Here is a 19332-nt window from a genome sequence, read left to right as displayed (position 1 = left end):
AGGAGAACCACTCGTGGCACAGGACGTGCTCACGGACCTCACCAAGGTCCGCAACATCGGCATCATGGCGCACATCGACGCCGGCAAGACCACCACCACCGAGCGCATCCTGTTCTACACGGGTGTGAACCACAAGATCGGTGAGACCCACGAAGGTGCGTCGACGACTGACTGGATGGAGCAGGAGCAGGAGCGCGGCATCACCATCACCTCCGCCGCGGTGACCTGCTTCTGGGATAAGCACCAGATCAACATCATCGACACCCCCGGTCACGTGGACTTCACCGTCGAGGTCGAGCGCTCGCTGCGCGTCCTCGACGGCGCGGTCGCGGTCTTCGACGCGAAGGAGGGCGTGGAGCCCCAGTCGGAGAACGTCTGGCGTCAGGCCGACAAGTACGACGTCCCCCGCATCTGCTTCGTCAACAAGATGGACAAGCTGGGCGCGGACTTCTACTTCACGGTCGACACGATCGTGAAGCGCCTCGGTGCCAAGCCGCTCGTCATCCAGCTCCCCATTGGCTCGGAGAACGACTTCGTCGGCATCGTCGACCTCGTCGAGATGAATGCCAAGGTGTGGCCCGGCGACGCCAAGGGCGACGTGACTATGGGTGCGACCTACGAGACCACCGAGATCCCCGCGGACCTCAAGGACAAGGCCGAGCAGTACCGCGCCGAGCTCCTCGAGACCGTCGCGGAGTCGGATGAGGCTCTCCTCGAGAAGTACCTGGGTGGCGAGGACCTCACCACCGCCGAGATCAAGGCCGCGATCCGCAAGATGACGGTCGCCTCGGAGCTGTACCCGGTCCTGTGTGGCTCGGCGTACAAGAACCGTGGCGTGCAGCCCATGCTCGACGCGGTCATCGACTACCTGCCCGGCCCGGCCGACGTGCCCGCCATCAAGGGTGTCGACGCCAAGGACGAGTCCATCGAGATCGAGCGCCACGCCGACGCCAACGAGCCGTTCGCGGCCCTCGCGTTCAAGGTCGTATCGCACCCCTTCTTCGGCCGTCTCACCTATGTGCGCGTCTACTCCGGTCACCTCGAGACCGGTGCCCAGGTCATCAACTCGACCAAGGGCAAGAAGGAGCGCATCGGCAAGCTCTTCCAGATGCACGCCAACAAGGAGAACCCTGTTGACAGCATCTCGGCGGGTCACATCTACGCCGTGATCGGTCTGAAGGACACCACGACGGGTGACACGCTGTGCAACCCGGACCACCAGGTTGTCCTCGAGTCGATGACGTTCCCCGAGCCCGTGATCGACGTGGCCATCGAGCCCAAGACCAAGGGTGACCAGGAGAAGCTGTCGACGGCCATCCAGAAGCTCGCCGAGGAGGACCCCACCTTCCGCGTGCGCCTGGACGAGGAGACCGGCCAGACCGTCATCGGCGGTATGGGCGAGCTGCACCTCGACATCCTTGTGGACCGCATGCGTCGCGAGTTCAAGGTCGACGCCAACGTCGGTAAGCCCCAGGTGGCCTACCGCGAGACCATCCGCAAGACGGTCGACAAGTACGACTACACGCACAAGAAGCAGACCGGTGGTTCCGGCCAGTTCGCGAAGGTCCAGATCCGTCTGGAGCCGCTCGAGGCCGATGCCGAGGTGCTGTACGAGTTCGACAACGCCGTGACCGGTGGTCGCGTGCCGCGCGAGTACATCCCGTCGGTCGACGCTGGTATCCAGTCCGCGATGGAACTGGGCATCCAGGCCGGTTACCCGGTCGTGGGCGTCAAGGCCACGCTGCTGGACGGTGCCTACCACGACGTCGACTCCTCGGAGATGGCGTTCAAGATCGCGGGCTCGATGGCCTTCAAGGAGGCCGCGCGCCTCGCGAAGCCCGTCCTGCTCGAGCCGATGTTCGCCGTTGAGGTCCGTACTCCCGAGGAGTACATGGGTGACGTCATTGGTGACATCAACTCGCGTCGCGGACAGATCCGCCAGATGTCGGACGCGTCCGGCGTCAAGGTGGTCGACGCGCTCGTGCCGCTGTCGGAGATGTTCGGTTACGTCGGCGACCTGCGGTCGAAGACGTCCGGTCGCGCCGTCTACTCGATGGTGTTCGACAGCTACGCGGAGGTCCCGAAGGCCGTGGCCGACGAGATCATCGCGAAGACCCGGGGCGAGTAACCCCACCGGTTGAAAATCAGCAACAATAACGACCAGTAGGGATCTGCCCCGGATGGCTTCGAGCCCCGCCAGGGATTAGCATCTTTACCTCAGTCTCACTAATCAGGAGGAATACCTCATGGCTAAGGCCAAGTTCGAGCGGACCAAGGACCACGTCAACATCGGCACCATTGGTCACGTTGACCACGGTAAGACGACGCTGACCGCTGCCATCTCGAAGGTGCTGCACGACAAGTACCCCGACCTCAACCCCTTCACGCCTTTCGAGGACATCGACAAGGCCCCCGAGGAGCGCGAGCGCGGTATCACGATCAACATCGCGCACATCGAGTACGAGACCGAGAAGCGCCACTACGCGCACGTCGACGCTCCGGGTCACGCCGACTACATCAAGAACATGATCACCGGTGCGGCTCAGATGGACGGCGCGATCCTCGTGGTCGCCGCCACCGACGGTCCGATGGCCCAGACGCGTGAGCACGTGCTGCTCGCCAAGCAGGTCGGCGTTCCCTACCTGCTGGTCGCGCTGAACAAGTCCGACATGGTCGACGATGAGGAGATCCTCGAGCTCGTCGAGGTCGAGGTCCGTGACCTCCTGTCCTCGCAGGGCTTCGACGGCGACAACGCTCCCGTCATCCAGGTCTCGGCGCTGAAGGCCCTCGAGGGCGACCCCGAGTGGGTTGCCAAGGTCGAGGCACTCATGGACGCGGTGGACGAGAACGTCCCCACCCCCGAGCGTGACATGGACAAGCCCTTCCTCATGCCGATCGAGGACGTCTTCACCATCACCGGTCGTGGCACCGTCGTCACCGGTAAGGTCGAGCGCGGCAAGCTCGCGATCAACTCCGAGGTCGAGATCCTCGGTATCCGTGAGCCCCAGAAGACCACGGTCACCGGTATCGAGATGTTCCACAAGCAGATGGACGAGGCCTGGGCCGGCGAGAACTGCGGTCTGCTGCTTCGCGGCACCAAGCGTGAGGACGTCGAGCGTGGACAGGTCATCGTCCAGCCCGGCACCACCACGCCGCACACCCAGTTCGAGGGTCGCTGCTACATCCTGAACAAGGACGAGGGTGGCCGCCACAACCCGTTCTACACGAACTACCGTCCGCAGTTCTACATCCGCACCACTGACGTGACCGGCGTCATCACGCTGCCCGAGGGCACCGAGATGGTCATGCCCGGTGACACCACCGACATGTCGGTTGAGCTCATCCAGCCCATCGCCCTCGAAGAGGGTCAGGGCTTCGCGATTCGTGAGGGTGGCCGCACCGTCGGTTCAGGCACCGTCACCAAGATCGTCAAGTAAGGATCTTTTCCTTCGCGACTGCGGGGGCTCGGCTTCGGCCGGGCCCCCGCTTTTGCATTCCCCACGGCCGATGCCGTGGCTGGCTTGGCGCTCAAGCCTCCGGTGCTAGCGTGACCGGGTGAAAGGTATCCCGAGTTCCGTCGAGCGCATCGGCCGTTCCCTCGCCGTGTGGGATCCGTACGCCGACGTGGCGCACGCTCACTTGTTGACGGGGTCGGGACGCTCGGGTACCACGTGGTTGCTCGAGGCGTACGCACGCGCGGGACGCCTGCGCCCGATCTTCGAGCCGTTCCGCCCCGATCTCGACGCCCGCTTCGAGGGCCTCAGACCGGGCCGGTACGTTCCGGTCGACGCACCCCACCTGCCGGGAGAGCGGGGTGTTCATGAGGTCTTGACGGGCAAGTACCGCTACCCGTGGACGGATCAGGAGGCCACCCTCAATCCGTTCGTCCCGATGCGGGGCAGGCTGGTCAAGGAGATCAGGGGCACGACCTGGGCGGGCTGGATTGCCCGGCGTTATCCCGAACTGACGGTGCTCCACGTCATGCGTCACCCGTTGGCGTCGCTGAGTTCACAGAGTGTGCTCGGCTGGTCGCCCGAACGCTTCGCTTACATGCTGAGCCAGGATGCCTTGGTGGACGGGCTCCTGGGCGACTTGCCCGTGCGGGACCTGGACACCGCCGATCAGGTCAGCGCCTTGGTGGGACGCTGGGCGGTGGAGAACGTCGTGGCCGCGCGCACGTACGGCGGCGCTCGCTCCACCCTGATCAGCTACGACGTGGCGGTCGAGGATCCGTCCGAGCTCCACGCCGGCGCCGTCGCCATGGGCATCGACCCCGGTGCCCTGGCTGACCTGTCCCGTCCCTCACGGATGACCCACTCCAAGGGAGCGAATGCCCACGCGGGCGGCAACCGACGGGCATGGGTCGACCGTATCGACGCCGACACACGGACGAAGGCCACCGCGGTGCTGGAGGCGTTCGGGCTGCGCGACCCGTTTGGCGACGACGGCGCTGTCGACGCTGCGGCGCTGCGCGCCTGGTGGGATTCTCAGGCCGCCTGAGTCACGTCCATTCGCCGGCTGCCTCGACCGGCACGACCGCGATCGCGACATCGTCGCCCGTGACGGTGGCGGTGGCGCGTGCCACCTCAAGCCCGGCGGCGAGCCTACCCTGGGCGGCCTGAAGCGTGGCCGCCGTCTGTCCGGGGGCGAGGAGGGCGTGGGCGACGACGGTGCCGGCAGACTCGGTCAGCCCCACGAGCGTGAGACCCGCGTAGGTGTAATGGTCGTCGACAAACTCACCGAGCCCGGCATTGACGCACGCATCGTCCCAGCGCCACACCAGGTTGCGGGCGAACGTCCACGTCTGGCCAGGCGAGACGTCGATCGGCACCGGCGGTGGCTCCATGGGACGCCACGGGGACAGGCGGGACCCTCGTAGTCGCCACGACAAGCCGGCGACGCCGACGGCGAGTGCGACACCGAGCACCGGAATCTTCCAGGTGACCAGCCCCAGCACGGCGACCGTCGCCACGCCGACGGCGACCGGACGGCGGTAGGCGAGGACGGCATCGGCCGTGGAGGCCGCCGAACGCGGCCCAGCGACGGGGGTCTCAGCCACGTCAGTGACCTCCTCACGTCCCCAACGGGACGATGTGACGGATGCGAGATACCACGATAACCTGGATGGTCGCGGGAGCGGGGACCCTCGTGTTGCACGAGACCCCCGTATCTGGCACAATATTCAGGTTGCCTATTGCGGGCAGCCGCACACCTCACCCATGTGACCTTCGAGAAATCGAGAGCGCACGAGTCTGTCGAAGATAAGCGACACGCCCGAGCGCGGGGGTCGGTGGTTGGGGAGACCAAGTCGTCCGAGAGAAAAGGCAGACAACGCCATGGCGGGACAGAAGATCCGCATTCGGCTGAAGAGCTATGACCACGAGGTCATCGACTCCTCGGCCCGCAAGATCGTGGAGACGGTCACGCGCGCCGGCGCGTCGGTAGTGGGCCCCGTGCCGCTCCCGACGGAGAAGAACGTGTTCTGTGTGATCCGTTCGCCGCACAAGTACAAGGACTCCCGCGAGCACTTCGAGATGCGCACCCACAAGCGCCTCATCGACATCGTGGACCCGACGCCCAAGGCTGTCGACTCGCTCATGCGTCTCGACCTGCCCGCGGACGTCAACATCGAGATCAAGCTCTAATCCAGAGAAATAAGGACACAAGCACCATGACTACGACTTCCAATGCCCAGCGCACCACCCGTGCGCTGCTGGGTACGAAGCTGGGCATGACGCAGGTGTGGGACGACGAGGGCCGGGTTGTTCCCGTCACCGTCGTTCAGGTTGACACCAACGTCGTGACCCAGGTGCGCAATGCAGAGCGCGATGGCTACGAGGCCGTCCAGCTCGCGTTCGGCACTGTTGACCCCCGTCGCGTCACGAACCCGCTGAAGGGCCACTTCGAGGCTGCAGGCGTCACGCCGCGCCGCCACGTGGCCGAGGTTCGGACCGCTGACGCCGCCGACTACTCGCTGGGCCAGGAGCTCACCGCCGAGGTGTTCGAGGCAGGCCAGAAGGTCGACGTCACCGGCACCACCAAGGGAAAGGGCACCGCCGGTGTCATGAAGCGCCACGGATTCTCCGGTGTCGGCGCCTCCCACGGTGCGCACCGCAACCACCGCAAGCCCGGTTCGATCGGTGGCGCCTCGACGCCGTCGCGCGTCTTCCGTGGCCTCAAGATGGCCGGTCGCATGGGTAATGACCGCAAGACCGTCCAGAACCTCACCGTCCACTCGGTCGACGCCGAGAAGGGTCTGCTGCTCGTCAAGGGCGCGGTCCCCGGCAACAAGGGCGGGGTCGTCCTCATCCGCTCCGCCGTGAAGGGTGCGTGACACCATGGCTGAAACGCTGACTGTCGACGTGCTCGACGCCTCGGGCAAGAAGGCCGGCACCGCCGACCTGCCCGGCGAGGTGTTCGACGTCGTCACCAACGTCCCCCTGATCCACCAGGTCGTCGTCGCCCAGCGCGCCGCCGCCCGCCAGGGCACCCACGCCACCAAGACCCGCGGCGAAGTCGCGGGTGGTGGCAAGAAGCCCTACAAGCAGAAGGGCACCGGTCGTGCCCGTCAGGGCTCGATCCGCGCTCCCCAGTTCGCTGGTGGTGGCACGGTGCACGGCCCGCAGCCGCGCGACTACTCGCAGCGCACCCCCAAGAAGATGAAGGCCGCCGCCCTGCGCGGTGCCCTCTCCGACCGGGCCCGTGCCGGCCGCGTTCACGTCCTCGAGGGCGTCATCGCGGGCGAGACCCCCTCGACCAAGCAGGCCCTCGAGGCCGTCTCGAACCTCACCAACGGCCGTAGCGCCCTGGTCGTGCTCGAGCGCTCGGACGAGATCGCATTCAAGTCGCTGCGCAACGCGGCCTGGATCCACGTCATTCCGGTCGACCAGCTGAACACCTACGACGTCCTGGTGCACGACGACACCGTCTTCACCTCCGGCGCTCTCGAGGCGTTCCTGGCCGGCCCGGCCAAGGGCAAGTCGGCGACTGCGGTCGCCACCGAGTCCGAGGCGGAGGAGACCAAGTGAGCACCCTGAACAAGAACCCCCGCGACATCCTCATCCGTCCGATCGTGTCGGAGAAGAGCTACTCGCTCATGGACGAGGGTAAGTACACCTTCGAGGTCGACCCCCGGGCGAACAAGACCGAGATCAAGATCGCCGTTGAGCAGATCTTCAACGTCAAGGTTCTCTCGGTGAACACCATCAACCGCAAGGGCAAGACGCGCCGCACCCGCTTCGGGATGGGCAAGCGTAAGGACGTCAAGCGCGCGATCGTCACCGTCGGTGGCGGCGAGGCGCTCGACATCTTCTCGGGCCACGTGGGCTAGGTAAAGGACTCAAGCAACCATGGCTATTCGCAAGTACAAGCCGACGACGCCGGGCCGCCGTGGCTCGTCGGTCGCCGACTTCGTCGAGGTGACCCGTTCCACCCCCGAGAAGTCGCTGACCCGTCCGCTTCACAAGAAGGGCGGCCGTAACAACACCGGTCGCATCACCACCCGTCACCAGGGTGGCGGTCACAAGCGCGCCTACCGCGTGATCGACTTCCGTCGTCACGACAAGGACGGCGTTCCCGCCACCGTCGCGCACATCGAGTACGACCCCAACCGCACGGCGCGCATCGCGCTCCTGCACTACGCGGACGGCGAGAAGCGCTACATCATCGCGCCCGAGAAGCTGTCGCAGGGCACCGTTGTCGAGGCCGGCCCCGGCGCCGACATCAAGCCCGGCAACAACCTGCCGCTGCGCAACATCCCCGTGGGTACGGTCATCCACGCCATCGAGCTCAAGCCCGGTGGCGGCGCCAAGATCGCCCGCTCCGCGGGTGCCTCGGTGCAGCTCGTCGCCAAGGAGGGCCGCTTCGCGCAGCTGCGCATGCCCTCCGGTGAGATCCGCAACGTCGACGCGCGCTGCCGCGCGACCGTCGGCGAGGTGGGCAACGCCGAGCAGTCCAACATCAACTGGGGTAAGGCCGGCCGTATGCGCTGGAAGGGCAAGCGCCCGACCGTGCGTGGTGTCGTCATGAACCCGGTTGACCACCCGCACGGTGGTGGTGAGGGCAAGACTTCCGGTGGTCGCCACCCGGTCTCGCCGTGGGGCAAGCCCGAGGGCCGCACCCGCAAGCCGGGCAAGGAGTCCGACAAGCTCATCGTCCGCCGCCGTCGTACTGGCAAGAAGCGCTAAGGAGCCTGAAGAATGCCACGCAGTCTCAAGAAGGGCCCCTTCGTCGACGACCACCTGCAGAAGAAGGTGGACGCCCAGAACGATGCGGGTACCAAGAACGTCATCAAGACCTGGTCGCGCCGTAGCGTTATCACGCCGGACTTCCTGGGTCACACCTTTGCCGTGCACGACGGCCGCAAGCACGTCCCGGTGTTCGTCACCGAGTCGATGGTCGGTCACAAGCTGGGCGAGTTCGCCCCGACCCGCACGTTCAAGGGCCACGTGAAGGACGACCGCAAGGGCCGCCGCTAAGGCGCCCGAGCGTAGGTAAGAGGAGTTACTGATGGAAGCCAAGGCGCAGACGCGATACGTTCGCGTGACCGCCCAGAAGGCTCGCCGCGTCGTGAACCTGGTCCGCGGGATGAACGCAGTCGAGGCCATCGCCTCGCTGAAGTTCCAGCCCCAGGCCGTCGCCGAGGATGTGCGCAAGCTCATCGCTTCGGCGATCGCCAATGCGCGGGTCAAGGCCGAAGCCGCTGGTGAGCGTTTCGACGAGCGTGAGCTCGTTATCCAGTCGATCACGGTGGACGAGGGTCCGACCATGAAGCGCATTCAGCCGCGCGCTCAGGGTCGTGCCAACCGGATCCTGAAGCGCACGAGCCACATCACCGTGGTCGTCGCTCAGCCCGCCGCCGTCAAGGAAGGGGCCAAGTAATGGGTCAGAAGATCAACCCGCACGGCTACCGCCTGGGGATCACCACCGACCACCGCTCGCGCTGGTTCGCGGACTCGACCAAGAAGGGCGAGCGCTACCGCGACTACGTGGACGAGGACGTCAAGATCCGCAAGCTCATGTCGCAGGGCCTCGAGCGCGCCGGCGTGTCCAAGGTCGAGATCGAGCGCACGCGTGAGCGTGTCCGTGTCGACCTGCACACCGCCCGTCCGGGCATCGTCATCGGCCGTCGCGGTGCGGAGGCCGACAAGCTGCGCTCCAACCTCGAGAAGCTGACCGGCAAGCAGGTCCAGCTCAACATCCTCGAGGTGAAGAACGCCGAGGTCGACGCCCAGCTCGTCGCCCAGGGCATTGCCGAGCAGCTCGCGTCGCGTGTCGCGTTCCGTCGCGCCATGCGCAAGGGCATCCAGTCCGCGCTGCGCGCCGGTGCCAAGGGCATCCGTGTCCAGTGCTCGGGCCGTCTCGGTGGCGCCGAAATGTCGCGCTCGGAGTTCTACCGCGAGGGCCGTGTGCCCCTGCACACGCTCCGCGCGAACATCGACTACGGCTTCTTCGAGGCCAAGACCACCTTCGGCATCATCGGTGTCAAGGTGTGGATCTACAAGGGCGACATGACGGAGAAGGAGTGGGCCGCCGAGCAGGCGAAGGCCCCCCGTCCCCAGCGTGGCCGCCGTGACGGCCGCGGCCCCCGTCGTGACGGTGGCCCGCGCCAGCAGCAGTCCGCCTCCGGCTCGTCCGAGGCTCCCGCAGCCGAGGCTCCGGCCGAGGCGAAGAAGGAGGCTTAAGCAGCATGCTTATTCCCCGTCGTGTGAAGTACCGCAAGCAGCACCACCCGAAGCGTTCGGGTATGGCGACCGGCGGTACCCAGGTGACGTTCGGCGACTTCGGCATCCAGGCTCTCGAGCCCGCGTATGTCACGAACCGCCAGATCGAGGCGGCTCGTATCGCCATGACCCGTCACATCAAGCGTGGTGGAAAGGTGTGGATCAACATCTACCCCGACCGTCCGCTGACCAAGAAGCCTGCCGAGGTCCGCATGGGCTCCGGTAAGGGTTCGCCCGAGTGGTGGGTGGCCAACGTGAAGCCCGGACGCGTGATGTTCGAGCTCGCCGGCGTGCCGGAGGAGCTGGCCCGCGAGGCCATGCGCCGTGCGCAGCACAAGCTGCCCATGAAGACCCGTTTCGTGACCCGTGAGGGTGGTGACATCTGATGGCTATCGGCACCAAGAGCCTGATGCCCGGTGAGCTCGACGCCATGGAGGACGAGCGCCTCGTGGAGGAGCTGCGTAAGGCCAAGGAAGAGCTGTTCAACCTGCGCTTCCAGTCGGCCACTGGCCAGCTCGAGAACCACGGCCGCCTCAAGGCCGTGAAGCGCGACATCGCCCGCATCTACACGATCCTGCGTGAGCGCGAGCTCGGCATCCGCACCGCCCCGTCGGCGTCGGCCGAGTAAGGAAGTTCGAGGACACATGGCTACCAAGAAGCACAGCACGGCCACCGCCGAGCACCGCGCGTACCGCAAGACGCGTCGCGGTTACGTGGTGAGCGACAAGATGGACAAGACCATCACCGTTGAGGTTGAGGACCGCGTCAAGCACCCCCTCTACGGCAAGGTCATCCGTCGTAACAGCAAGATCAAGGCCCACGACGAGCTCAACACCGCCGGTATCGGCGACCTCGTTGTCGTGATGGAGACCCGCCCGCTGTCCGCGTCCAAGCGGTGGCGTCTGGTCGAGATCGTCGAGAAGGCCAAGTAACTAACGTTCGACCAGGCTCGCCGGGTAAGACCGGTCGAGAACCAGACGACAGGAGACACACATGATTCAGCAGGAGTCGCGGCTGCGAGTCGCCGACAACACGGGTGCCAAGGAGATCCTTGTCATCCGCGTGCTCGGTGGTTCGAAGCGCCGCTACGCCGGCATTGGCGACACCATCGTCGCCACCGTCAAGGACGCCATCCCCGGCGGCAACGTCAAGAAGGGCGATGTCGTCAAGGCCGTGGTGGTGCGCACCGCTAAGGAGCGCCGCCGTCCCGACGGTTCGTACATCAAGTTCGACGAGAACGCTGCGGTGATCCTCAAGAACGCGGAGTCGGGCGAGCCCCGTGGAACCCGCATCTTCGGCCCCGTGGGCCGTGAGCTGCGTGACCGCAAGTTCATGAAGATCATTTCGCTGGCACCGGAGGTCATCTGATGGCGAAGATCAAGAAGGGCGACCTCGTGGTCGTCATCACCGGTCGTGACCGTGGCCAGCAGGGCCGCGTGCTCACCGTCGACGTCGAGAACGACCGCGTGGTCGTCGAGGGCGTCAACCGTGTGACCAAGCACATCAAGCCGGGCACCCGCCGCGACCAGCAGCAGGGCGGCATCGTTCAGACCGAGGCGTCGCTGCACGTCTCGAACGTGATGCTCGTCGACCCGGAGACCAAGAAGGGCACCCGTGTGGGCTTCCGCACGGAGCAGGTCGAGCAGGATGGCCGCACCCGCACCAAGCGCGTGCGTGTCGCCAAGCGCTCGGGTAAGGACGTCGAATGACCACCGCAACGGCCCAGCCGCGCCTCAAGGAGAAGTACCGCTCCGAGATCATCGCGAAGCTCCGCGAGGAGTTCGGTCACGAGAACATCAACCAGGTTGCCGGACTGACCAAGGTCGTCGTCAACATGGGTGTCGGTGACGCTGCGAAGGACTCGAAGCTCATCGAGGGTGCCGTCGCTGACCTCACCGCGATCACCGGCCAGAAGCCGACCGTGACCGCTGCCCGCAAGTCGATCGCCCAGTTCAAGCTGCGTGAGGGTCAGCCCATCGGCGCCCACGTCACGCTGCGCGGCGACCGCATGTGGGAGTTCCTTGACCGCCTGATCTCGATCGCCCTGCCGCGTATCCGCGACTTCCGTGGACTCAGCGCGAAGCAGTTCGACGGCAACGGCAACTACACGTTCGGCCTCACGGAGCAGTCGATGTTCCACGAGATCGATCAGGACAAGATCGACCGCGTCCGCGGCATGGACATCACTGTGGTGACCACCGCGACGACCGACGCCGAGGGCCGCTCGCTGCTGACGCAGCTGGGCTTCCCGTTCAAGGAGAAGTAACCATGGCGAAGACTGCCCTGAAGAACAAGGCCGCCGGCAAGCAGAAGTTCGCCGTCCGCGCCTACACCCGGTGCCAGAAGTGCGGTCGTCCGCACTCGGTGTACCGCAAGTTCGGCCTCTGCCGCGTGTGCTTCCGCGAGATGGCTCACGCAGGTGAGCTTCCCGGCATCACCAAGAGCAGCTGGTAAAACCACTACGCCACAGGTCCGCTCCGATGAGCGGAAACCACGGCGAGGAAGAGTTCAAAACTCATGACGATGACTGACCCCATCGCAGACATGCTGACGCGTCTGCGCAACGCGAATGCGGCGTACCACGAGACCGTGGCAATGCCGCACTCCAAGCTCAAGGCGAGCATCGCCTCGATCCTGGAGCAGGAGGGCTACATCATCGGCTCGGAGACCACCGACGCCGAGGTGGGCAAGACCCTCACCCTGACCCTCAAGTACGGCCCCAACCGTGAGCGTTCGCTCGCGGGCGTGCGCCGCGTGTCCAAGCCGGGCCTGCGCGTGTACGCGAAGTCGACGAACCTCCCCAAGGTTCTCGGCGGACTGGGTGTCGCAATCCTGTCCACCTCCTCCGGTCTGCTGACCGACCGTGAGGCCGAAAAGAAGGGCGTCGGCGGCGAAGTCGTCGCGTTCGTCTGGTAACCGGAAAGGAGCACTCTTATGTCACGTATTGGCAAGTACCCCGTTCCGGTTCCCGCCGGAGTGGACGTCACCATCGACGGCGCCGTGGTGAGCGTGAAGGGCCCCAAGGGCACCCTGTCGCACACCGTCGCAGCCCCGATTTCCGTCGAGCAGGGCGAGACCGGCATCGAGGTCAAGCGCCCCGATGACGAGCGTCTGTCGAAGTCGCTGCACGGCCTCACCCGCACGCTGATCGCCAACATGGTCGAGGGCGTCACCAAGGGTTACGAGAAGAAGCTCGAGATTGTCGGCACGGGTTACCGCGTCGCGCTCAAGGGTTCGGACCTCGAGTTCGCGCTCGGCTTCTCGCACCCCGTCGTGGTCGCGCCGCCGGCTGGCATCACGTTCACCGTCGAGGGCCCGACCAAGTTCTCGGTCGCGGGCATCGACAAGCAGCAGGTCGGCGAAGTCGCCGCCAACATCCGCAAGATTCGTAAGCCCGAGCCGTACAAGGGCAAGGGTGTGCGCTACGCGGGCGAGCAGGTTCGCCGCAAGGCCGGAAAGACGGGTAAGTAGCCATGGCTATTAGCATCAAGGGCAAGGGGAAGCAGGTTCAGCGCAAGCGCCGCCACTTCCGCCTGCGCAAGAAGATCTCGGGCACGACTGCTCGTCCCCGTCTGGTCGTCACTCGCTCCTCGCGTCACATGGTGGCGCAGATTGTGGACGACACGATCGGCAAGACGCTCGTGTCGGCTTCGACCCTCGAGGCCGATGTCCGCGCGTACGAGGGCGACAAGACCGCCAAGGCCTCGAAGGTGGGCGCCCTGGTCGCCGAGCGTGCCAAGGCCGCCGGCATCGACACCGTGGTGTTCGACCGCGGAGGCAACAAGTACCACGGTCGCGTGGCCGCGGTCGCGGACGGCGCACGAGAGGGTGGCCTGGCCCTGTAGGGCCGGGTCCAGGAGGTATTCGTATGGCTGACAACAGCAACCGTCGCGACAACCGTCGCGGCAACGAGCCCGACAACAAGTTCATCGAGCGTGTCGTCACGATCAACCGCGTCTCCAAGGTCGTGAAGGGTGGTCGTCGCTTCAGCTTCACCGCCCTCGTGATCGTCGGCGATGGCGAAGGCAACGTGGGCGTGGGTTACGGCAAGGCCAAGGAGGTGCCCGCGGCGATTTCCAAGGGTGTCGAAGAGGCCAAGCGCAACTTCTTCCGCGTTCCCCGCATCCAGGGCACCATCCCGCACGCTGTGCAGGGTGAGGCCGCTGCGGGCGTCGTGTTCCTGCGTCCCGCGTCGCCGGGTACCGGTGTGATCGCGGGTGGTCCCGTGCGCGCCGTGCTCGAGTGCGCCGGCGTCCACGACATCCTGTCCAAGTCGCTCGGTTCGTCGAACGCGATCAACATCGTGCACGCGACCGTGGCGGCCCTGAAGTCGCTTGAGCAGCCCGAGGCGGTGGCCGCACGTCGCGGCAAGGCCGTCGAGGACGTGGCCCCGGCCGCGATGCTCCGTGCGCAGGCAGCGGGAGTGAAGTAATGGCACGCCTCAAGGTTCAGCAGAAGAAGTCGACGATCGGCATCAAGCCCCAGCACCGCGAGACCCTGCGGTCGCTTGGCCTGAAGCGCATCGGCGACATCGTCGTTAAGGAAGACCGTCCCGAAATTCGCGGGATGGTCAAGGCGGTCAACCACCTGGTGTCCGTCGAGGAGGTTGAGTGATGGCTGAGGAGAAGAACACTCCTGCCGAGGCTGCCGAGGAGAAGAAGCCGGCCGCCAAGAAGCCGGCTGCGAAGAAGCCCGCCACCAAGGCCGCCGCTGAGAAGAAGCCGGCTGCCAAGAAGGCGACCGCTTCCAAGGCTGCCGCGGAGGACAAGCCGACCGTGAAGGCGACCGCCAAGAAGGCGGCCGCGAAGAAGGCCGACGCCGAGCCCGTCGCCAAGGTGACGACCCTGAAGATGCACCACCTGCGCCCCGCGCAGGGTGCACACACCAAGAAGACCCGCGTGGGTCGTGGTGAGGCATCGAAGGGTAAGACCGCCGGTCGCGGTACCAAGGGCACCGGCGCTCGCTACCAGGTTCCGGAGCGCTTCGAGGGTGGTCAGACGCCCATCCACATGCGCATTCCGAAGCTGCCCGGCTTCAAGAACCCCAACAAGGTGACCTTCCAGGTCGTCAACGTGGGTCAGCTCGGCGAGCTCTTCCCCAAGGGTGGAGAGATCACCAAGGCCGAGCTCGTCGCCAAGGGAGCCGTCCGCAAGAACCAGCCCGTCAAGGTGCTGGGCGAGGGCGAGATCTCCGTCAAGGTGACGGTCGTGGACGCGGATAAGGTTTCGCAGTCCGCGAAGACCAAGATCGAGGCCGCAGGCGGCTCGGTCAACGAGGGCTAGAGTCTAGGGGCGGGCCGCACCACGGTGCGGCCCGCCCTACGCTCACCCGGGCATCGTCCCGGACCCCACTAGTGGAGGATCAATGCTGAGAGGCTTCCTCAACGCGTTCCGTACGCCGGATCTGCGCAAGAAGCTCCTGATCACGCTCGGAATCATCGCGATTTATCGTGCGGGCGTGGCCATCCCGACGCCGGGAATCAACTACGAGAACGTGCAGCTGTGCGCGAATCAGACGACCACGAACAGCGCCTTCCAGATCCTCGACCTGTTCTCAGGCGGAGCCCTACTCCAACTTTCGATCTTCGCGCTCGGCATCATGCCGTACATCACCGCGTCGATCATGGTGCAGTTGCTGCGCGTGCTCATCCCGCGCTTCGAGACCCTCTACAAGGAGGGCCCGGAGGGCCAGGCGAAGCTCACGCAGTACACGCGCTACATCACGGTCGGATTCGCAGCGTTGCAGTCCGCCTCGTACATCACGCTCGCGCGCAACGACGTGTTCTTCCCCGGCTGCGCCGTCCCGATCATCCCGAATGACTCGTGGTACACGATCGCCGTCATGATCCTCACGATGACCACCGGTACGGTCCTGGTCATGTGGCTCGGTGAACGCATCACGGAGCGCGGCGTCGGCAACGGCATGTCGCTGCTGATCTTCACGTCGATCGCCGCGTCGTTCCCCGGCGCAGTGTCGACCATCTGGAACTCGTCGGACGGCGTGCGCAACACCGTGCTGGTGGCGATCCTGGTGCTCGCGATCATCGCCGCCGTCGTGTTCGTCGAACAGTCCCAGCGCCGCATCCCGGTGCAGTACGCCAAGCGTGTGGTGGGCCGTCGCACTCTGGGCGGTTCGTCGACCTACATTCCGATGAAGATCAACATGGCGGGCATCATCCCCGTCATCTTCGCCTCGTCGCTGCTGACGTTGCCCACGGTGATCGTGCAGTTCTCCGGCAACGACCCCGCCGACTGGGTGGTGTGGCTCCAAAACCACGTGGCGAACCCCGGCTCCCCCCTGAACATCGCGCTGTACGTGACGTTGATCATCTTCTTCGCGTACTTCTACACGGCCATCACGTTCAACCCGGACGACGTGGCCGACAACATGAAGAAGTACGGCGGCTTCATCCCCGGCATCCGTCCGGGCCAGCCGACCGCCGACTTCCTGTCCTATGTGCTGTCGCGCATTACCGCTGCGGGGTCGATTTACCTCGCGCTGGTGGCGCTGCTGCCGACGATCGTGTTCGTCGCCCTGGGGCTGGGCACGTCGATCCCCTTCGGTGGGGCGTCGGTGCTGATCCTCGTGGGTGTCGGTCTTGACACCGTCAAGCGCATCCAGTCGCAGCTTGAGCAGCACAGCTACGAAGGGTTCCTCCGATAATGCGTACCGTTCTCCTCGGCCCTCCCGGTGCCGGCAAGGGCACTCAGGCGGCATTGCTCGCCGAGCGCTATGGCATCCCCGCGATCTCCACTGGCGACATCTTCCGCGCCAACGTCAAGGGCGAGACCGCCCTGGGCCGCAAGGCTCAGGAGTACATGTCCGCCGGCGCACTGGTGCCCGACGAGGTCACCAACGCCATGGTGCGTGACCGCCTGGCGCAGGACGACGTGGCCGACGGCTTCCTGCTCGACGGCTACCCGCGCAACCCCGAGCAGGCCGTCGAGCTCGACAGCATGCTGAACGACCTCGGTGTCACACTCGACGTGGCGATCGAGATCACCGCCGACTCGGATGCCGTCACCAAGCGCCTCCTCAAGCGTGCCGAGATCGAAGGCCGTGCCGACGACACCGAGCCGGTGATCCGCAAGCGTCTCGAGGTCTACGCGACCCAGACCGCGCCGCTGACCGCGTTCTACGAGGGTCGCGGGCTGCTCGTCCAGGTCGACGGTCTCGGCGAGGTCGGCGAGGTGACCGACCGCATCGTCGCTGCGGTCGAGTCTCACTAAGGTGTCGTCCCGCATCGAATACAAGACCCGCGAGCAGATGCGGGTCATGGCCCGCGCGGGACTCGTCGTCGAGAAGGCCCTTGCGGCCGCCAAGTCCGCGGCCGTGGTGGGTGCCACGACGGGCGACATCAACGATGCGGCCGCCGCGGTGATCTCCGCTGAGGGCGCGACGTCGAACTTCCTGGGCTACCACGGCTTTCCCGCCGTGGCGTGCGTCTCGATCAACGACGAGATCGTCCACGGCATCCCAGGCGATCGGGTGCTCCAGGACGGCGATGTGGTGTCGATCGACTGCGGCGCGATCGTCGAGGGCTGGCATGGCGACTCGGCGCTGTCGTTCATTGTCGGCACCGCGGGCGATGCCGACGCCCGTCTCGTCGAGGCGACCCGACGGTCGATGTGGGCGGGCATTGCCGCTCTGGCCTCCGCCTCCCGTCTCGACGAGGTCTCGGCTGCGATCGAGGACGTCGCCGATGCCGCTGGCGTGTATCCGCTCGAGGGTTATGTGGGGCACGGCATCGGAACCGCCATGCACCAGGCTCCCGATGTCCAGAACTACCGCACTCGTGGCCGCCATCCTCGCGTCAAGGCGGGGATGTGTCTCGCGATCGAGCCGATGTTCGTGCGTGGCACGGGTGACTCCCGTGTGCTGGAGGACGACTGGACCGTGGTGTCCGCGGACGGCAGCAGGGGTGCCCACTGGGAGCACTCCGTCGCGATCCACGACGACGGCATCTGGGTCCTCACGGCCTCGGACGGTGGTCGCGCGGGCCTCGCGTCGCACGGAGTGACCCCCGTCGCGCCTTAACGTCCCCGCTCAGACACCCCGAGTGTGACGTATTGCACGCGGTGAAATGCGACTGTGACACGGACGCCATGCAGGGGCAAACCTGCGTGTCTAGCGTGGTCGCTGCGGGCCATAGCACATCCTTCGTCGGTCCGCGCTGAGGGAGGGGTCATGGCACGCGGATTCAATTACGCGCCCGGTGCGAGTGAAGAGGTCGCGCAGGCGCAGGAGCCGGGATTACACCGCACCCAGGTGACGGTACTGGCGTCCAGCAAGAACACCTTGGTGCGCGAGGCGATCGCGGGCAGGGCGGACCTGCCACTGGGGCTCATGGTCACCCTTGCCCACGACAAGGCGACCGAGGTGCGAGCGGCCATTGCCGCCAACGCGACCGCCGCGCAGACGATCCTGGAGCATCTGGTGGCGGATAGGCACATCCCCGTCCTCGAGGCGCTGCTCGGCAACCCGGCGCTGTCGCCCGCGTTGGTCGAGAAGCTGGCCTTCCATCGCAAGAGCGAGGTCCGTGCGGCCGCCGCAGCGCGGCTCAACGAGCCTGTCTCCACACCGGCGTCCGTGCCCCTGTCGACGCTCGGCGCCCCCGAGATCCAGGAACACGTCGCCGTCGTCGGCGACTCGGTGGTCCTCGACTTCCCCTCGGGGGAGCCGGTGCAGCAGGCGCCCGAGGGCTCACCCGACGAGGAGGCCGCGCGCCCCACGCGCACCGCTCCCGTCCGGGGCTTCCGGATCTCCCGGTAGGGCCCGCCCACGCTCGGCGTGACGGGTGCGTCACCCACCGCGCTGACCTTCACCGAACGTTCACCGACGCACCTGGTATAGGCCACCTTGCCGTCACCTCGGAGACGTAAGGTCGGGCCTTCCAGGCTGAGGAGGTGTCCCGGTGGACGCAAGGGATGACGAGGGCTCGTGGTCGCGGGCATATATGGCGAGTTCGGGACTCGCCCTCCACACGCGCGGGCGCTCGATGTCCGCGGACCTCAGCCTGGCCAGTGCCGCCGACCTGCCCCGCCAGCGCATTTCGGGCCTCGCGCAACACAAGGATCCGGCCGTGCGGGAGGCGATCGCACGGCGCGAGGATTGCCCCTTCGGTGTCCTCGCAGCCTTGGCGCATGATTCTCGCGCGCAGGTGAGAATTGCCGTCGCTGCGCACCCTCGAGCCGGCCGTACCGTACTGACACATCTCGCCGCCGATCGCGATCCCCACGTCGTCAAGGCGGTGACGCGCAACATCGAGGCTCCGCTCGACATCGTCGAGAAGCTCGCGCACCACCGGCGCGAGGAGGTGCGCCACCTCGCCGGACGCATGCTTGAAGAGCGGGCCGCCATGATCACCGCCGGCACCCAGGAGGACGAGGCGCTCCTCTTCGCCCGAGGTGGCCGCCCGTCGCTGAGCTTGCATGGCGCCGTCGAGCAGGTGGCGCAGGCACCCACCCATCCATCGCGGAAGGTGCAGCCCCAGACGCTCGCGCCCCGACCGCGAGTCGGCCGGGACGGCACGGGGATGCCCCGCCCGGCCTAGCCGAGCGGTCGGCGCAGGGGCGGACACACCGCGCGGTGCGCGTGGAGTTCTTCACAG

The 19332-nt window shown here is 66.2% G+C and carries 30 protein-coding genes; 29 read left to right on the top strand and 1 reads right to left on the bottom strand.

Annotated elements, in window-relative coordinates; all coding sequences use genetic code 11:
- Positions 1–13: 13 nt before the first annotated feature.
- The 3 genes from fusA to B7K20_RS09725 all read left to right on the top strand — a co-directional run bounded on the left by fusA (position 14) and on the right by B7K20_RS09725 (position 4500).
- Positions 14–2128 (top strand): elongation factor G, encoded by a 2115-nt coding sequence (fusA, locus tag B7K20_RS09735; protein WP_084102334.1) that lies wholly within the window; start codon positions 14–16, stop codon positions 2126–2128.
- A 118-nt stretch (positions 2129–2246) separates the two neighbouring features.
- Complete coding sequence (tuf, locus tag B7K20_RS09730) at positions 2247–3437, top strand: elongation factor Tu (RefSeq protein ID WP_084102333.1); 1191 nt, start codon at positions 2247–2249, stop codon at positions 3435–3437.
- Between the two features lie 118 nt (positions 3438–3555).
- A complete protein-coding gene (locus B7K20_RS09725) occupies positions 3556–4500 on the top strand; it encodes a hypothetical protein (protein WP_084102332.1) in 945 nt (314 codons plus the stop codon).
- Between the two features lies 1 nt (position 4501).
- Here the strand turns inward: B7K20_RS09725 and B7K20_RS09720 are convergent, their stop codons facing one another.
- Entirely contained in the window at positions 4502–5059 is a 558-nt protein-coding gene (locus B7K20_RS09720) for a hypothetical protein (protein WP_084102331.1), read from the bottom strand.
- 277 nt (positions 5060–5336) lie between these two features.
- On the opposite strand from B7K20_RS09720, the gene rpsJ reads away from it, so the two are divergent.
- From rpsJ to B7K20_RS13085, 26 genes are all read left to right on the top strand, one after another.
- The gene (gene rpsJ, locus B7K20_RS09715; protein ID WP_042213186.1) at positions 5337–5645 is read left to right on the top strand and encodes a 30S ribosomal protein S10; all 309 of its coding nucleotides are present in this window, start codon (positions 5337–5339) and stop codon (positions 5643–5645) included.
- 26 nt (positions 5646–5671) lie between these two features.
- On the top strand, positions 5672–6334 hold the full coding sequence (gene rplC, locus B7K20_RS09710; protein ID WP_084102330.1) for a 50S ribosomal protein L3: 663 nt from the start codon (positions 5672–5674) through the stop codon (positions 6332–6334).
- A gap of 4 nt (positions 6335–6338) precedes the next feature.
- Positions 6339–7028: a 50S ribosomal protein L4 gene (rplD, locus tag B7K20_RS09705; protein ID WP_084102329.1), complete on the top strand. Its 690-nt coding sequence runs from the start codon at positions 6339–6341 to the stop codon at positions 7026–7028.
- Positions 7025–7330: a 50S ribosomal protein L23 gene (gene rplW / locus B7K20_RS09700; RefSeq protein ID WP_084077284.1), complete on the top strand. Its 306-nt coding sequence runs from the start codon at positions 7025–7027 to the stop codon at positions 7328–7330. Before rplD ends, rplW begins: the two co-directional genes overlap by 4 nt.
- A gap of 19 nt (positions 7331–7349) precedes the next feature.
- The gene (gene rplB / locus B7K20_RS09695) at positions 7350–8186 is read left to right on the top strand and encodes a 50S ribosomal protein L2 (RefSeq protein WP_084102328.1); all 837 of its coding nucleotides are present in this window, start codon (positions 7350–7352) and stop codon (positions 8184–8186) included.
- Between the two features lie 12 nt (positions 8187–8198).
- Positions 8199–8477, top strand: a complete 279-nt coding sequence (gene rpsS, locus B7K20_RS09690) for a 30S ribosomal protein S19 (RefSeq protein WP_062293970.1) — start codon at positions 8199–8201, stop codon at positions 8475–8477.
- 31 nt (positions 8478–8508) lie between these two features.
- On the top strand, positions 8509–8880 hold the full coding sequence (gene rplV, locus B7K20_RS09685; RefSeq protein ID WP_084102327.1) for a 50S ribosomal protein L22: 372 nt from the start codon (positions 8509–8511) through the stop codon (positions 8878–8880).
- The gene (gene rpsC, locus B7K20_RS09680; RefSeq protein ID WP_084102326.1) at positions 8880–9683 is read left to right on the top strand and encodes a 30S ribosomal protein S3; all 804 of its coding nucleotides are present in this window, start codon (positions 8880–8882) and stop codon (positions 9681–9683) included. Before rplV ends, rpsC begins: the two co-directional genes overlap by 1 nt.
- A gap of 5 nt (positions 9684–9688) precedes the next feature.
- A complete protein-coding gene (gene rplP / locus B7K20_RS09675) occupies positions 9689–10108 on the top strand; it encodes a 50S ribosomal protein L16 (RefSeq protein WP_084102325.1) in 420 nt (139 codons plus the stop codon).
- Positions 10108–10350, top strand: coding sequence for a 50S ribosomal protein L29 (gene rpmC, locus B7K20_RS09670; RefSeq protein ID WP_084102324.1), 243 nt, complete (start codon positions 10108–10110; stop codon positions 10348–10350). The genes rplP and rpmC overlap by 1 nt, the downstream gene beginning before the upstream one ends.
- A 16-nt stretch (positions 10351–10366) precedes the next feature.
- A complete protein-coding gene (gene rpsQ, locus B7K20_RS09665) occupies positions 10367–10654 on the top strand; it encodes a 30S ribosomal protein S17 (protein ID WP_084077278.1) in 288 nt (95 codons plus the stop codon).
- Positions 10655–10715: 61 nt separating this feature from the next.
- Positions 10716–11090 (top strand): 50S ribosomal protein L14, encoded by a 375-nt coding sequence (rplN, locus tag B7K20_RS09660; RefSeq protein ID WP_084102323.1) that lies wholly within the window; start codon positions 10716–10718, stop codon positions 11088–11090.
- Positions 11090–11431, top strand: a complete 342-nt coding sequence (gene rplX / locus B7K20_RS09655; RefSeq protein WP_084102322.1) for a 50S ribosomal protein L24 — start codon at positions 11090–11092, stop codon at positions 11429–11431. Before rplN ends, rplX begins: the two co-directional genes overlap by 1 nt.
- Positions 11428–11988 (top strand): 50S ribosomal protein L5, encoded by a 561-nt coding sequence (gene rplE / locus B7K20_RS09650; RefSeq protein ID WP_084102321.1) that lies wholly within the window; start codon positions 11428–11430, stop codon positions 11986–11988. Before rplX ends, rplE begins: the two co-directional genes overlap by 4 nt.
- Positions 11989–11990: 2 nt before the next feature.
- Positions 11991–12176: a type Z 30S ribosomal protein S14 gene (locus B7K20_RS09645; protein ID WP_062069937.1), complete on the top strand. Its 186-nt coding sequence runs from the start codon at positions 11991–11993 to the stop codon at positions 12174–12176.
- Between the two features lie 63 nt (positions 12177–12239).
- Complete coding sequence (rpsH, locus tag B7K20_RS09640; RefSeq protein WP_084102320.1) at positions 12240–12638, top strand: 30S ribosomal protein S8; 399 nt, start codon at positions 12240–12242, stop codon at positions 12636–12638.
- An 18-nt stretch (positions 12639–12656) separates the two neighbouring features.
- Positions 12657–13193 (top strand): 50S ribosomal protein L6, encoded by a 537-nt coding sequence (rplF, locus tag B7K20_RS09635; protein ID WP_084102319.1) that lies wholly within the window; start codon positions 12657–12659, stop codon positions 13191–13193.
- 2 nt (positions 13194–13195) lie between these two features.
- The gene (gene rplR / locus B7K20_RS09630) at positions 13196–13567 is read left to right on the top strand and encodes a 50S ribosomal protein L18 (protein WP_084102318.1); all 372 of its coding nucleotides are present in this window, start codon (positions 13196–13198) and stop codon (positions 13565–13567) included.
- 23 nt (positions 13568–13590) lie between these two features.
- Entirely contained in the window at positions 13591–14154 is a 564-nt protein-coding gene (gene rpsE, locus B7K20_RS09625) for a 30S ribosomal protein S5 (RefSeq protein WP_084077271.1), read from the top strand.
- On the top strand, positions 14154–14336 hold the full coding sequence (gene rpmD / locus B7K20_RS09620; protein WP_084102317.1) for a 50S ribosomal protein L30: 183 nt from the start codon (positions 14154–14156) through the stop codon (positions 14334–14336). Before rpsE ends, rpmD begins: the two co-directional genes overlap by 1 nt.
- Positions 14336–15004 (top strand): 50S ribosomal protein L15, encoded by a 669-nt coding sequence (gene rplO / locus B7K20_RS09615; protein ID WP_084102316.1) that lies wholly within the window; start codon positions 14336–14338, stop codon positions 15002–15004. The genes rpmD and rplO overlap by 1 nt, the downstream gene beginning before the upstream one ends.
- An 82-nt stretch (positions 15005–15086) precedes the next feature.
- The gene (gene secY / locus B7K20_RS09610) at positions 15087–16385 is read left to right on the top strand and encodes a preprotein translocase subunit SecY (RefSeq protein WP_084102315.1); all 1299 of its coding nucleotides are present in this window, start codon (positions 15087–15089) and stop codon (positions 16383–16385) included.
- The gene (locus B7K20_RS09605) at positions 16385–16951 is read left to right on the top strand and encodes an adenylate kinase (RefSeq protein WP_084102314.1); all 567 of its coding nucleotides are present in this window, start codon (positions 16385–16387) and stop codon (positions 16949–16951) included. Before secY ends, B7K20_RS09605 begins: the two co-directional genes overlap by 1 nt.
- A gap of 1 nt (position 16952) precedes the next feature.
- Positions 16953–17759, top strand: coding sequence for a type I methionyl aminopeptidase (gene map, locus B7K20_RS09600; RefSeq protein ID WP_255372765.1), 807 nt, complete (start codon positions 16953–16955; stop codon positions 17757–17759).
- A 150-nt stretch (positions 17760–17909) separates the two neighbouring features.
- Positions 17910–18494, top strand: a complete 585-nt coding sequence (locus B7K20_RS09595) for a hypothetical protein (RefSeq protein ID WP_084102313.1) — start codon at positions 17910–17912, stop codon at positions 18492–18494.
- A gap of 226 nt (positions 18495–18720) precedes the next feature.
- The gene (locus B7K20_RS13085; protein WP_159449383.1) at positions 18721–19275 is read left to right on the top strand and encodes a hypothetical protein; all 555 of its coding nucleotides are present in this window, start codon (positions 18721–18723) and stop codon (positions 19273–19275) included.
- Positions 19276–19332: the final 57 nt, after the last annotated feature.

This window comes from Demequina sp. NBRC 110051, assembly GCF_002090055.1.
Taxonomy (GTDB): Bacteria; Actinomycetota; Actinomycetes; order Actinomycetales; family Demequinaceae; genus Demequina.
This window is presented reverse-complemented; position numbering and strand designations above follow the sequence as displayed.